Raw genomic sequence first — 13,158 nt, 5'->3', positions numbered from 1 at the left:
ATGGTTGAGATCAACAATATTAGAATTGGAGGGGGAAACCCTCTTGTGCTCATTGCGGGTCCGTGTGTCGTAGAAAATTCCGATATCATATTTGCTACTGCAACAAAGATAAAGGAAATTACTTTACGGCTCGGGATACCGTTCATTTTCAAGTCAAGCTTTAAAAAGGCGAACCGCACCAGTGTTTCCTCGTTTACAGGACCGGGTGACGAAAAAGCCTTGAAGATATTGTCAAGCGTCAGGAACACTCTCGGGCTGCCCGTCGTCACTGATATCCATTCCCCTGAAGATGCCGTAATGGCAGCCGACTCCGTTGACATGCTGCAGATTCCGGCGTTTCTTTGCAGACAGACAGATTTGCTTCTTGCGGCGGGTCGGACAGGTAAGGCGGTTAATATAAAAAAGGGACAGTTTCTTGCCCCCGAGGATATGGAACACGCCGCCGCAAAGGTGGCTTCTACAGGGAACAGGAATATTTTACTGACCGAGCGGGGAACCACCTTTGGCTATCACAATCTCGTTGTGGATATGCGTTCATTGGTCATTATGAGAAAAACAGGTTATCCCGTTGTTATGGACGCTACACACTCCGTTCAGCTTCCTTCAAAAGGGACAGAGAGCGGTGGCCAGCCTGAATATATAAAACCACTTGCCCGGGCTGCTGTAGCTGTTGGAATAGATGCTCTCTTCCTCGAAGTTCACCCTGATCCAAAAAATGCAAAAAGTGATGCTGCAAGTCAGTTTCCTCTGGAGAAGCTCGAGGAATTTCTGACGGGCATTAAAAAAATTGATGAGGCAGTCAGGTAAAGCCATGCACGAAGAGAAATCAGTCACAAAGACTCAAAAAAAACGATACAGTCTCGACCGGATAATCACAATCGGGAAGGAAGTCATCCGGATAGAATCTGAAGCTGTTAAGAATCTTTATGAGAAGATAGATGCGGGTTTCGCCAAAGCTGTCGATCTTATAATGAGGAGTGACGGAAGGGTGGTACTGACGGGAGTCGGAAAATCCGGATTGATAGCCCGAAAGATAGTGGCAACCATGAATTCCACAGGTACCCCTGCAATCTACCTTCACCCGACCGATGCGCTTCATGGCGATCTTGGGATGGTGAGAAAAGAGGATGTGGTGATATTGCTCTCGAAGTCGGGTGCCACTGAAGAACTGCAAATGTTGATTCCGATGTTAAAAAGATTGAAGGTGCCTCTGATTGGCATGCTTGGTGATGTGAAGTCGAGGATGGCAAGGCAAATGGATGTGATACTGGATGTAGAGGTTTTGGAAGAAGCCTGTCCATACGATCTCGCACCCACGGCATCCACGACTGCATCACTTGTAATGGGCGATGCCCTGTCGGTTGCACTTCTTAAACTCAGGGGATTCACCCAGCAGGATTTTGCGATGCTTCACCCCGGCGGAAGCCTCGGTAAGCGGCTCTCACTTAAAATATCAGAGATAATGTACACGGGTGATGCCATACCTGTTGTACACGAAAATACTTCATTCAAGGATTCAATCCTCGAAATCACTTCAAAAAGACTTGGTGTTACCTGCGTGGTTGATGATGATGGAAAACTGCTCGGCGTGATAACCGATGGCGATTTAAGAAGACTGCTGGAGAGGACTACCGACCTTTCTGGACTTGTTGCCAGAGAGATGATGACGGAAAATCCGAAAAGCGTAAAACCAGGACAACTCGCATCCCTCGCACTTCAGAAGATGGAAAGCCATAAAATTACCTGCCTTCCTGTCACCGATAAAGAAGACAAACCTGTCGGCATAGTTCACCTGCACGACCTGGTCAATCTGGGCTTGAGAATGAGATGAATTTGGATATCAGACTTTATCCGTCAGGTATCTTGTGTCGGACATCTGTTATTTTTTCCTTGCTGTTCCTGTTGATTCTCCTTTCCGGTTGTGACAGTACCGAAAAGTTGAATCCGCTTCAAAAAGGGATCAAAACCGAGGTGTTGCCCGATCAGCAGAGTATAAATTCCACCATCAACTTTACTGATTCGGGAAAGGTTGTCGCAACCCTCACTTCCGGGGTAATAAAGGTTTACTATTTGAGAAATGAAACACTTCTGGAGAACAAGGTAAGAGTTGATTTTTACAATGAAAAGGGAAAAGTGGAAGCGGTGCTTACGGGTGATAGCGGAAGAGTTGACGATGTTACAAAAGATGTTTTTATTTATGGAAATGTGGTGGTGGAAAACGACAGCGGTATGGTATTGAAATCGGAAAAACTGATGTGGAGAAACTCCGACAGAAAGATCTGGACGGATGAATTCGTGAAAATAAAGACCAAAACAGAAGATATTGAAGGCTACGGTTTTGAATCGGACCAGTCATTGAGAAATTATACAATCTACAAAGTTACCCTGATTACCGAGGGGAGTGAATTCAGAGATGAATAAACTTCTGGTAATTCTCACGGTATTGATCATTTATCCCGGAGTGTTCCTTTTCTCTCAGGACAAACCGAAAATCGTTATATCTGGTGAGCGGATGACGGGCAGGGAAAACGATGAGGAAAAAATAAGAGGATTCGGCGGTGATGTGGTAATTACACACTTGAATGTGAGAATTACCTGTGATTCTGCAGTACATTTTGTCGACAGAAATGAAGCCGAGCTGATTGGAAATGTGGTAATCACTCAGGATACACTTACGATTAAAACGGACAGGGGTTTTTATTACGGAAATACCCGCAGAGCCTATGCCTCGACACCCGTCGAGCTTGATGACAAAAAAGTCTTTCTAAAAGCAGAAACAGGGGAGTACCTCTTTACCGAGACGAAAGCCCGTTTTGTGAAGAATGTCAGACTCTACGACAGCACAGGTACGATGACCTCTTCGGAGTTGATCTATTTCCGCAATACACAGACTGCCTATGCCTCCGGCGGTGTGCGGTTGTGGGACAAGTCGAGCTCTCTCGATGCCGACAGTCTGGTGCATAACAGGATTACACTCGTCACACATGCCTTCAGAAATGTTACTGTGATGGACAGCGCCACAATTGTCCTCGCTGACAGTCTGGTTTACGATCAGAAGAACAGAACGACCGATGCATGGAGTAATGTCCAGATCAAAAATTTTGAAGAAAACACACTGATTCTTGGTGAGCATGTACAGGACTTCAGAGCTGAGAAGCACACAATAGTCGAAGGTTCACCATTTGTGATGCAGATTGATACGGCAGGAAGCACAGTCGATACACTACTCATTCGCGCATTAAAACTGGAATCTTTCACAACGAGAGACAGCGTAAAAATGATTGCATACGATTCAGTTGTGATTATTAAAGGGGATTTTGCATCGAAAAATTCATATACCGAGTATACCGAAGCACCCGAGGCAATCTATACCTACAAAAAGGGAGGCGAGAAAATTCCGCCGGTCCTCTGGTTCGAAAAATCACAACTTTCCGGTGATACGGTAAATCTTTTTATAAAAAATAAAAAAGCTGAAAAAGTACTCATCAAAAAGAACAGTCTCATCATCTCAAAGAATGGTGAATTCAGATATGATCAGGTTTCGGGCAAGGATGTTGTCATGAGTTTTGATGAGGGGAGGCTTAAACAAACCAACATCTATGAGAATGTTTTAAGTTTCTATTTCGTTTACGATGAAGGGGCACCGAACGGACTGATTCGCTCAAGTTCCAACAGTGCGATAATTACTTTTGACAGTAACAAGGTAGAGGATGTCCGGTTATATGGTGATCCGGTGAGCGAATATTATCCCGAAAATCTGGTGAAGGGAAACGAAAAGAAGTATTTCCTTCCAACATATATGGATTACGGGAAGGCTCCCGTGAAGAAGGAGCATTTTGGAGAATTTTTAAACAAGATACGGGAAGTAGAGCACCCTTTTTATGCCGGAAAATCTAAGCAGCGATAATTTAGTAAAAATCTATAAAAAGCGAACAGTTGTAAACAAGGTTTCAATATCTGTTTCGAGAGGCGAGATCGTCGGATTGCTGGGTCCTAACGGAGCGGGCAAAACAACAACTTTTTACATGATGGTCGGGATGATTAAACCGAATGAGGGAAGAGTCTTTCTCGATGATACCGAGATATCATCCTATCCGATGTATAAAAGGGCACGCCTTGGTATTGGTTATCTGCCTCAGGAAGCCTCCATATTCAGGAAACTCTCCGTTGAAGATAACATCAAGGGAATACTTCAAATGCTTCCGATGACTTCTCAGGAACGAAAGGAAAAACTTGAATCACTCCTGGAAGATTTTCGAATAACACACATCAGAAAAAGCCTTGGCTATCAGCTTAGTGGTGGCGAAAGAAGAAGGACTGAAATAGCCCGTGCCCTCTGCACTGACCCGGGATTTATCCTCCTCGATGAACCGTTTGCGGGAGTTGATCCGATTGCAGTTGAAGATATCATGCAGATTGTAGCCGGACTGAAGAACCGCGGTATTGGTGTCCTGATTACAGATCACAATGTGCATGAAACTTTAAGTATCGTTGACAAGGCATATATCTTAATTTCGGGAGTTATTTTCCGTTCGGGGGGTGCGAACGAACTTGCTGAAGACGAAGAGGTAAGGAAGATGTATCTGGGCGAAAACTTCAAATTGGACAGATATTAAAAAAGGCGCATCCCGGAAAGCATGGGACACGCCTTATCTTCAGGATTGAGGTCCCGAAGTTAGAATCTGGATGCTCCTGCCTTGACAGTAGACATGTAAAACTTCCAGCAAAGGTCTCTCACGCGTTTACTGTCATCAAATTCAGCAGCCTTCTTTACTGCGTAAACACCTCTGGCATCGCCTATTTTGACAAGGGCAAGTGCCGCAGCAATTCTGCATTCCTCATCTGTACAGTTTTTCAATACTCTTAACAATGGTATAACTGCTGCCTCACTCTGCATTTCGCCAAGGAAGTAACTTGCACTTACTCTCAGTCCCGCATTGTCTGATTCGACTCCGTGGATGTAGTTTAATTCGGCTTTTTTGTAAGAGTCGGATTTTTTTGGTGTGTTGTTTGCACTGATTTCAGGTGCAACAAAAGCTGCAAAAAGCAGAGCAAAAAGGATGAAGGATAAAATTCTGGTTCGCATAATGAACTCCCGGTTTTGTTTGTTTGATCTCTTCAGAACAGGATATCGATTACAATAAATTAATTATTAACTGGGCGAAATATGCATGTTTAAAGGTGTGGTGTACAGCAGATATGTATCATCGAACTAAAATGATGATAGCGGGTGAAATGAGATTACTGTTGGTTGAATCAATCTTAAAATGGAAATTTAAAACCCCTGTTTAGAAGTAAACAATTTAAAAAATCCACAATCATTATTGGATTTTTGCATTATTGCATTATTGGATTAAAAACGCTTCTCCCTTTCTTTTGTTGCTGAAGAGTACAAGGTAGCATTTAAGGTTTTCAAGGCGGTTTATTTCATCGGATGATTTATATTTTTGAAGCTGTGCGATCCCCTCATTCTTTATTTGTTCGTATTTTGCTTCGTCTTTTATCTTGACATATTTGAATTCAATCAGAAACTGGAATTTTGAATCGTAGTGTTCATATTTTGTGAGTAACAAATCAAGTCTACCGTTCGAAATCTCTCTTTCGCTGTCGATGATGAAGATTTTGTTCAGTGAAAGTATGGAGATAACAATCATCTTTATGTTGCTCTCTCTGAAGTTCTGAAAATCGTTGTCTCTTAAAGGTTCCATGATTTTTGACACTTCCTCCACAAGAAGATCGATTTTACCTTCACCTGCCATTTGTTTGAAGATCGGTGCTTTTTCGGAGAGATCAAAAGCGATATTTTCTTCAATCTCATATTTTGCCCGCAGATATTCCCAATAAATGGTTTTAATGACATAATTGGGGATTACAAACCTGATGATGCCGTACTCTTCTTTGTCAATGGTAAGGAGTCCGTTGTAGTAAAGAACCGATATAGCGTCAGCTCTTCTGTAAGGCATTTCAAGGTTGAATTGAGTGGCGAGACCACCCTCGATAGCTTCATTAATGTAAACTTCTTCAACGATCGAATCTCTGTCTTTTTTTGGAAGTTTAGCCAGAATGTTGCTTATCTTTTTCCAGTCGCTTGTAACATTATTATCGGTTATTTCAGCGGGGTAGGTGTAACCAACACTAAAAGCCGCAAGGAAACTTAAAACGAGTTGAGGATTGTAGAGTCTTTCACCTCCGCTGCGGTTGAACCGGCTCCCGTTAAACCAGGCACGCATGTCGAGGAGCAGTTTATCAAGATCAAATTTACCCTCTTCATAAATTGTACCGATAATAAGTTCTTTTAACTCAGCCTCTGTAAACCCGGCGAGGTTATTGAATCTGGGGTCCAAGGTGATATTCAATCCGATGTTGAACCCGCTTGTCATGCTGTCGAGAGTTACGGGTGTGACTCCCGTCGCAAAAAAACGGTCGATGAGTCCCGAACCTGTAAATTGTTTGATTACTTCATAAAATTTACGAACCCAGCCGTTACCCGAAACTATTTCTTTAAAGTAATCCTCATTGAATGAGAATAGTTCGTTGGTGAAATGATCGTATTCGTCGATAAGAATATACAATTTGTTAGATAAACCGGCAGATTCCAATTTATGGAACAACTTCCGTATTATCGCGATGGCATCATCGACTGAGAGGATATCCTGCCTGTCGCTTTCAGACAGAAGGTCATATCTTTTAAGAAATGACTCGACGGAACCTTTTACTTCCATTGTGAAATGATAAAAAATCTCAGACTCAATCTCTGTTTTTATCCCGCTGAAATTGAAGGGGAGAATATAGTAGCTGTTTTTTAGTGGTGTACTGTTTCCGGGTTTGCCGATGTGAAAACCACCAAAAAGTTTCTCAAAGTTGTCTTTATGTTGAATTCCGTAATAATGTTCAAATGTTGAAAGAAGTAAAGATTTCCCGAATCTCCTTGGACGGAGAAAGAAGAGGTATTTATCGCTCAGTTGCTCTAATTCTTTAATAAATGCTGTTTTGTCAACATAAAACGCATTTCCGTTGACGAGAGCAGTAAAGTTGGCAGATTTTGAAGGAATTAGCTTTTTCATTTTGTCGGATTTTTTATAGTTCGCATGCACAAATATAGCGATTTGTAAATAGTATTGTGCCGTCTCGTCCGTCACCAAAATAATGAGAATATTTTTATTTCGCGACATGGGGAAGAGTAGCTAAAACCCAAAAACCCCAGAGCGTCGTCGATATGACAATCACAAAAATTGTGAAAATTATCCCCCCAAACCAGCCGATTTCGGGGAGGGGCAAAATCTCGGAGAGCACCCGGTTCCACAGAATCAACATGAACCAGACGACAATCATAAAAGCCACTATTGCGAGGAAAAACCACACACCGATATATATATAAATGACTGCCGAGACAAGAAACATTACAAATCGATACATTTCAAATCCTCCTGTGTTGATAATCCAATATAAACGGTTTAGTATAATAGAAAGAAGAGTTCCCCGGGACACACGGAGCGGATGCCCCGGAGAACAGGATTTTAATCCAACCTGTTGTCGAAGTATGTCAGTTCGCCTTCTACATTAAATTCATACTTCTCGAAATATTCCTTATGGAATAGATATCCCGTAATGTCGTAGGGGGTAAACTTTTTGTTCCCATAGAGGGCAAAATCCTCAAGTATCAGTTCCTTAACAAGCTCCAGTTGGTTATTCCAGGAGCGTTTTTGAATCTCATCCCTGGTAAACAGATAAATTTCGAGCGGGTATTTTCGAAACATCGACTTTTTGGCTTTTTCAGTTGCCTCAAACTCTGCGGGGATTCTTATCAACTTGGGTTCAAAGTTTTTCATCTGTCTTCTGATGGCTCTTTGTTCGCTCTGCTTTGCCCTCTCCTCGGCGAGTTTGTCATGCAGTCTTTTAATCTGTTCTCCCGCTTCGAGGAAAGCCTCCACAATGTAACCCTCAACGGGTACATACTGTAAAAGCTGCTGCACAAGTTCCGGGTTGTAGCGGTCGTTATACAAAAAATCGTTAATGATTTTCAGACCTTTTTCAGCTTTTTTATGATAGATTTTTTTAGCCAGCTCTCTTTTGCTGATACCGTGATCAGTCATTCTTGCGGCAATTATTCTGTTTATCGGGTACATATCAAATTCTCCTTCTGTTTAATGCTCAAATATTATTTTTTCAAAAACCGGATTAATAGCGTGACCACTCTACGATTTCGCCCGAAACCAGCCTTACATTTGGTCTGATAACATTCCCCTCGGTATCGAGCTGGCAGGCTGTTCTAAAATCGCGGACAAAGTAGTAGCAGATTATTTTCCCGGCTTCTCTTACCGAACCCCCTGTGGCGGCAAAATCCTCCTTGATAAACTCCTTCACGAGTGCAAGTGCCTCGGCTCTGCCAAGGTCTTTAATCGTTCCGAGGAACGAGGGACATAATTTCGGCATCATCCATCTGTTCTTCGGATTCTGAAAAGCCCAGGGGGAGACTTTTCGCTGCGTTCTTCTCAGGATGTAGGGGTCAACAGTTCTCTCAATCAGCACTGCCTCTTCATAGTCGTATGTCCTGTCTCTTTCGGTTTCAATTTTTTTTCTCAGGGCGAATATCGACTCGGTGGCTTCCACAGCAAGCTCGAGGACAAATTCGTCCACGGGCACCACTTCGAGAAACTGTTTCAGGAAAAAGGGGGAGTAGTAGTCACGGTAAACAAGGTCATGGACTTTTGAAATCCCTTTTGAGAGATTTTTGTAGCCCATCTTTTCGGCAATTTCTTTTTTTGTCAAGCCAAGTTCTTCAACCCGGCACTTTAAAACGCGGTTTATTGGATACATCAGCAACCTCTGTAATTTATCTTAACATCTGTTAATTTAATCCCGGGAGTTACCACGGAGCAGAACTCCCGGGGCGAATATATTTTATCTTTTTTTATTTATTCAGCAGACTTTTCAGTTGATCAACCTTATCTGTTTTTTCCCAGGTAAAATCTTCATCATCTCTTCCAAAATGTCCGTAAGCAGCCGTCTTTGCATAAACCGGTCTTTTCAATCGAAGTGTTTCGATTATCCCTTTTGGACTGAAATCAAACACCTTTTTCACTGCATCGCTTATTTCATTTTCGTCGTTTTTTCCCGTTCCATGGGTATCGATCAGTATCGAAATTGGTTCGGTGACTCCAATTGCATAAGATAGCTGGATGGTGCACTTGTCAGCCAGACCGGCGGCTACCACATTCTTGGCAGCATAACGGGCGATGTACGCCGCCGAGCGGTCCACTTTTGTGTAGTCTTTCCCCGAAAAGGCACCACCACCATGGGGAGCAGCACCTCCATAGGTATCAACTATTATTTTTCTTCCTGTCAGTCCGGCATCCGCGACGGGACCACCTTCTGTAAAAGCACCCGTCGGATTCACATGTAATTTGTATCCCTCCTTCAAAAGCTCCTGCGGGATAATTTTACCGTTTTCAATCACCCGTTTTGTCAGGAAATCCCTTATTTCTGTCTGTGCAATCTTTTCAGAGTGCTGTGTCGAGACCACTATTGTGTTTATCGCAACCGGTTTGCCGTCTTCATACCGTACAGTCACCTGTGACTTTGCATCGGGACGGAGCCAATCCACCTCACCGGCGTGTCTGATACGGGCAAGCTCTTTTAATATTCTGTGCGACAAGGCCAAAGTTACGGGCAGGTATTCATCAGTTTCATTTGTGGCATAGCCAAACATTATTCCCTGGTCACCGGCTCCCGTGTTACCTGAAGCCTGGTCAACTCCCTGGTTGATCTCTTCGACCTGTTTTACGATATTGATGATGACGGTGCAGGCATCGGGGTCGATTCCGGGGAAATTTTTGCTGTAACCAATTTTCCTTAGTGTATCTCTGACAATTTTTTCGTAATCGGGTTTGTGGCTTGAGGTGATTTCACCTGTCAATACTACCAGGTTTTTCCCGATGAGTGTTTCGCATGCAACTCTTGAGTTCGGGTCATGAGCCAGGCAGTTATCGAGCACGGCATCGGATATCTGATCGGCAACTTTATCGGGGTGACCTTCGGAAACTGACTCGGATGTAAAATAAAATTCGTTGGACATAATTATTCCTTTTGTTTTTTTTGAAAAATTCAATCATTTTTGGAATTAGTTATGTGCGAAAAAAGCGGGGAGGTGTATCTCGGGGTACTTTTTAGCAAATTATTTAAGGTCGCTTGCAATACGCACAAATCACGACCGTCCTCAAAACCCTGTTCAGCTATCAACTGACCTCTTAAAACCAAAAAACCCGCTCAAGGCGGGTCAGCCTTTAGCTCTTGTTTTTTGTCGCAGCAAGTAACTTGATAAAAACGACATTCAGAATTTTTATTTCCTAATGCTCAAATGTAAAACTAATATTTGACATATGCAAGTACTTTTTAAATTATTTTTCATTTTTTTATGATTTTACTCTGTTTTTACCATGATTGGCTATTCAGCCGTCGACCTTCAGCCCTCAGCCTTATCTCAATGCAACTGCGATCCTTTTCCATAATTTGGTTCACGATGCTTAAACCGGGCGAGGAATATTCGCACCTCGGGGTATGAGAAGCCTTCACCCAGCTTTGTTTTAAGAGCCTTAAGTTCTACAAAGCCTTCCTTGTATTTTGCATACATTATTTTGAACCTGGGTGGAGTGAGAATTTTTTCGGGGTCTATCGAAGGATCCATTCCAATCAGTTCTTCCAGTTGCATCGATATTACCGTCTCACTCTGATTTTTTGCACTTGCCATTTCGGCGAGGGTTTTCCCTTCTTTCGCCATCTCCCAAACAGGGAAGTGGGAAGCGGGTATATTCAGTTTTTTCTTTTGTCCCTGTTCATTTTTTATCGTGATACTGTTTATTACCGAAAGAATTTCATCGCCGATTTTGTTGAACATCCGCTCGTTTGAGCCCCCCACTTCCAGAAACTCTTCTTTGGTCTTCGGTTTCATTTGGGAGAACTTCAGCAGCACCTCATCATTACAGATAAGATACGGCGGTTGTGAGAATTTTAGACCCGCTCTCTCCCTTAATGCTTTCAACTTGAAATAGAGTTCGAGATCGGTGTTGGGATCGGTGGGGGTGCCTGATTGTTCATCGGTTACAAGCCGCAATTCCACCAGAGCCGCATATCCCTTGTTGGAAAGAAAAATCCTGTTCGATTTTGAGCGGTTCTCGAAGATATATCCCGTATTAAGGAGCTGGTTGAACACCGGTTTGATGTGTCCGTATTTGAAGCCGGAACAGATGCCAAAAACGGGCAGTTTCTGATAACCCTCCGACTTCGAGTTCCCCATAATAATTGTAAAAATATGGACAGGACTGATGCCGTCCGAAAAGAGATGCACTGTTCGAAGTATCGACTCATTTATAAACTGGTATGCATCCGCGGGGAGGGTCTCGCTCTCCTTCATGCAGTTGTCGCACTTCCCGCATTTATATTCCTTTTTGTCCCCAAAATATTTCAGTATAAATGCAAATCTGCAGCCTGTATGGTAAACGAGAGATTCCATTTGCTTCAGCTTATTGAAAGAGTTGTTGTAGTTCTGATCCATGTACCTGGAATCAACAACAAGTTTGGCACTTTTTATCCGGGGAATGAGCAGTTTGAAAGTATCTTTTGAAGAGGGAGCGGAGAATGAGAGTATCCCGCTGTTATCAAGTTCGAACATGGTTTCGCGAAGTGTATTTTCACCCACCGACATTTCCTGGGACATTTTATCCATGTCGAGAAGTACGGTTTTTTCGAAAGGGATGGCTCCATATTCCCTCACCAGATACAGTATTGCCTCCTTTTTAATATTGTCGGGGAGGTTTTTGGTATATTTTTTTAGCTGCTCGCTGTTCAGGATGTATGAAAAGAAGTGTTTCTGCCTGAAGTCGGAAATGGCTGCGAGGTAACCTGCCTTCTCGAGTATTGAGAGGGCACCGAGTATCGTGCCTCTGGCTATATTTTTACCGAGGATCAGGTTGATCAGGTCATAATCAATTTTTAACAGCTTTTCGGGGAGTTCCCCCTGTTGCACTGAAACCGAATCGAGGAGGGCATCATAAATCTCTCCGACAAGGTCTTTTCGCGGGAAGGCGGAATCGATAAAAAACTGCTGCAGTTTCAAGTCAGCTCTCTCGAAAAGCATTACTGCAAAAGAATCCTTGCCGTCCCTTCCCGCTCTTCCAAATTCCTGGTAGTAGCTCTCGATAGTGCCGGGCATGTTATAATGGATTACAAGCCGCACATCCTCCTTGTCGATTCCCATTCCAAAGGCATTGGTAGCAACTATCACCTTAACCCGTCCCGAAAGGAAGTGGTCCTGTATCTTTTTCCTCTGTTCGTTCGGGAGTCCCGCGTGATAGAAAAGATTTTCTATCTTCCTCATAGTGAGGTGTTCTGAAAGTTCTTCCGCTTTTTTTCGTGAGCCTGTGTATATTATTGCGGGGGTTCCGTAAGTTCTCAATAATTCCGCTGTTTTGGCTTTTTTGTCTTTCACCTCCTGAATGGAAAGAGAAATGTTGTCTCTCTCGAATCCTCTCACAAAGATGAGGGGGTCGCGCATGTTCAGTTGTCTGGTAATGTCTTCGCGAACCTCTTCCGTGGCGGTGGCGGTAAATGCCGAGATGTTTTTTATTCCCGTCCAGGTGATAAAATCACGAATTTTAAGGTAGCCCGGTCTGAAATTATGTCCCCACTCGCTTATGCAGTGTGCTTCATCCACGAATACAAAAGAAGGCTTTAACTCCTTTATTTTTTCTGCGAAAGAGGTGTTTTCGAGTCTTTCAGGTGCTACATAGAGCAGCTTTATCAGTCCCTGTTCCAGATCACGGAGAATTCTCTCGATCTCATATCCTCCGAGTGAGCTGTTGATAAATTCGGCTGTGATCCCAGCTTTTCTCAGGTTGTCAACCTGATCTTTCATGAGGGCGATAAGGGGTGAGATAACGATAGAGAAACCTTTGGAAATAACCGCCGGAATCTGATAGCAGATCGATTTCCCACCCCCTGTAGGAAGAATCGTAAGGACATTCTCTTTGTTCAGGATCGCCTCGATTATCTCGAGTTGTCCCTGCCGGAAAGAGTTGTAGCCGAAATATTTTTTTAATGCTTCTTGTGGTGTCATCAGATGCAAATGTATAAAATTCACACGACATGAGAAAATCATTCAGG

At 43.1% G+C, this 13,158-nt stretch carries 12 protein-coding genes and 1 riboswitch; of the genes, 5 read left to right on the top strand and 7 right to left on the bottom strand.

Features of this window, described 5'->3' with window-relative positions; all coding sequences use genetic code 11:
• The 5 genes from kdsA to lptB are packed head-to-tail and all read left to right on the top strand — an operon-like array spanning window position 1 to window position 4,616.
• A complete protein-coding gene (kdsA, locus tag LCH52_04365) occupies window positions 1–807 on the top strand; it encodes a 3-deoxy-8-phosphooctulonate synthase (protein MCA0387707.1) in 807 nt (268 codons plus the stop codon).
• A 4-nt stretch (window positions 808–811) separates the two neighbouring features.
• The gene (locus tag LCH52_04360) at window positions 812–1,831 is read left to right on the top strand and encodes a KpsF/GutQ family sugar-phosphate isomerase (protein ID MCA0387706.1); all 1,020 of its coding nucleotides are present in this window, start codon (window positions 812–814) and stop codon (window positions 1,829–1,831) included.
• The gene (gene lptC / locus LCH52_04355; protein MCA0387705.1) at window positions 1,828–2,421 is read left to right on the top strand and encodes an LPS export ABC transporter periplasmic protein LptC; all 594 of its coding nucleotides are present in this window, start codon (window positions 1,828–1,830) and stop codon (window positions 2,419–2,421) included. Before LCH52_04360 ends, lptC (LCH52_04355) begins: the two co-directional genes overlap by 4 nt.
• Window positions 2,414–3,907: an LPS export ABC transporter periplasmic protein LptC gene (gene lptC, locus LCH52_04350; GenBank protein ID MCA0387704.1), complete on the top strand. Its 1,494-nt coding sequence runs from the start codon at window positions 2,414–2,416 to the stop codon at window positions 3,905–3,907. The genes lptC (LCH52_04355) and lptC (LCH52_04350) overlap by 8 nt, the downstream gene beginning before the upstream one ends.
• A complete protein-coding gene (lptB, locus tag LCH52_04345; GenBank protein MCA0387703.1) occupies window positions 3,882–4,616 on the top strand; it encodes an LPS export ABC transporter ATP-binding protein in 735 nt (244 codons plus the stop codon). Before lptC (LCH52_04350) ends, lptB begins: the two co-directional genes overlap by 26 nt.
• A gap of 59 nt (window positions 4,617–4,675) precedes the next feature.
• Here lptB and LCH52_04340 read toward each other — a convergent pair whose 3' ends face one another.
• The 7 genes from LCH52_04340 to LCH52_04310 all read right to left on the bottom strand — a co-directional run bounded on the left by LCH52_04340 (window position 4,676) and on the right by LCH52_04310 (window position 13,111).
• Complete coding sequence (locus tag LCH52_04340; GenBank protein MCA0387702.1) at window positions 4,676–5,086, bottom strand: HEAT repeat domain-containing protein; 411 nt, start codon at window positions 5,084–5,086, stop codon at window positions 4,676–4,678.
• A 259-nt stretch (window positions 5,087–5,345) separates the two neighbouring features.
• Window positions 5,346–7,064 (bottom strand): ATP-binding protein, encoded by a 1,719-nt coding sequence (locus LCH52_04335; GenBank protein ID MCA0387701.1) that lies wholly within the window; start codon window positions 7,062–7,064, stop codon window positions 5,346–5,348.
• A 94-nt stretch (window positions 7,065–7,158) separates the two neighbouring features.
• A complete protein-coding gene (locus LCH52_04330) occupies window positions 7,159–7,416 on the bottom strand; it encodes a hypothetical protein (GenBank protein MCA0387700.1) in 258 nt (85 codons plus the stop codon).
• 101 nt (window positions 7,417–7,517) lie between these two features.
• Complete coding sequence (locus LCH52_04325) at window positions 7,518–8,126, bottom strand: hypothetical protein (protein ID MCA0387699.1); 609 nt, start codon at window positions 8,124–8,126, stop codon at window positions 7,518–7,520.
• 52 nt (window positions 8,127–8,178) lie between these two features.
• Window positions 8,179–8,817, bottom strand: a complete 639-nt coding sequence (locus tag LCH52_04320; GenBank protein ID MCA0387698.1) for a hypothetical protein — start codon at window positions 8,815–8,817, stop codon at window positions 8,179–8,181.
• 94 nt (window positions 8,818–8,911) lie between these two features.
• A complete protein-coding gene (gene metK / locus LCH52_04315; GenBank protein ID MCA0387697.1) occupies window positions 8,912–10,075 on the bottom strand; it encodes a methionine adenosyltransferase in 1,164 nt (387 codons plus the stop codon).
• Between the two features lie 70 nt (window positions 10,076–10,145).
• Window positions 10,146–10,221: riboswitch (SAM riboswitch) on the bottom strand.
• A 259-nt stretch (window positions 10,222–10,480) separates the two neighbouring features.
• Window positions 10,481–13,111: a RecQ family ATP-dependent DNA helicase gene (locus LCH52_04310; GenBank protein ID MCA0387696.1), complete on the bottom strand. Its 2,631-nt coding sequence runs from the start codon at window positions 13,109–13,111 to the stop codon at window positions 10,481–10,483.
• Between the last annotated feature and the right edge of the window lie 47 nt (window positions 13,112–13,158).

It is taken from the genome of Bacteroidota bacterium, from assembly GCA_020161395.1.
Taxonomy (GTDB): Bacteria; Bacteroidota; Ignavibacteria; order Ignavibacteriales; family Ignavibacteriaceae; genus UTCHB3.
Note: the sequence above shows the minus strand (reverse complement) of the source record. Positions and strands in the feature narration are given on the sequence as shown.

Excerpts from the sequence above, each read along its gene's own strand:
- kdsA (MCA0387707.1), top strand. The coding sequence starts at position 1 with ATGGTTGAGATCAACAATATTAGAATTGGAGGGGGAAACCCTCTTGTG.
- LCH52_04360 (MCA0387706.1), top strand. The coding sequence starts at position 812 with ATGCACGAAGAGAAATCAGTCACAAAGACTCAAAAAAAACGATACAGT.
- lptC (MCA0387705.1), top strand. The coding sequence starts at position 1,828 with ATGAATTTGGATATCAGACTTTATCCGTCAGGTATCTTGTGTCGGACA.
- lptC (MCA0387704.1), top strand. The coding sequence starts at position 2,414 with ATGAATAAACTTCTGGTAATTCTCACGGTATTGATCATTTATCCCGGA.
- lptB (MCA0387703.1), top strand. The coding sequence starts at position 3,882 with ATGCCGGAAAATCTAAGCAGCGATAATTTAGTAAAAATCTATAAAAAG.
- LCH52_04340 (MCA0387702.1), bottom strand. The coding sequence starts at position 5,086 with ATGCGAACCAGAATTTTATCCTTCATCCTTTTTGCTCTGCTTTTTGCA.
- LCH52_04335 (MCA0387701.1), bottom strand. The coding sequence starts at position 7,064 with ATGAAAAAGCTAATTCCTTCAAAATCTGCCAACTTTACTGCTCTCGTC.
- LCH52_04330 (MCA0387700.1), bottom strand. The coding sequence starts at position 7,416 with ATGTATCGATTTGTAATGTTTCTTGTCTCGGCAGTCATTTATATATAT.
- LCH52_04325 (MCA0387699.1), bottom strand. The coding sequence starts at position 8,126 with ATGTACCCGATAAACAGAATAATTGCCGCAAGAATGACTGATCACGGT.
- LCH52_04320 (MCA0387698.1), bottom strand. The coding sequence starts at position 8,817 with ATGTATCCAATAAACCGCGTTTTAAAGTGCCGGGTTGAAGAACTTGGC.
- metK (MCA0387697.1), bottom strand. The coding sequence starts at position 10,075 with ATGTCCAACGAATTTTATTTTACATCCGAGTCAGTTTCCGAAGGTCAC.
- LCH52_04310 (MCA0387696.1), bottom strand. The coding sequence starts at position 13,111 with ATGACACCACAAGAAGCATTAAAAAAATATTTCGGCTACAACTCTTTC.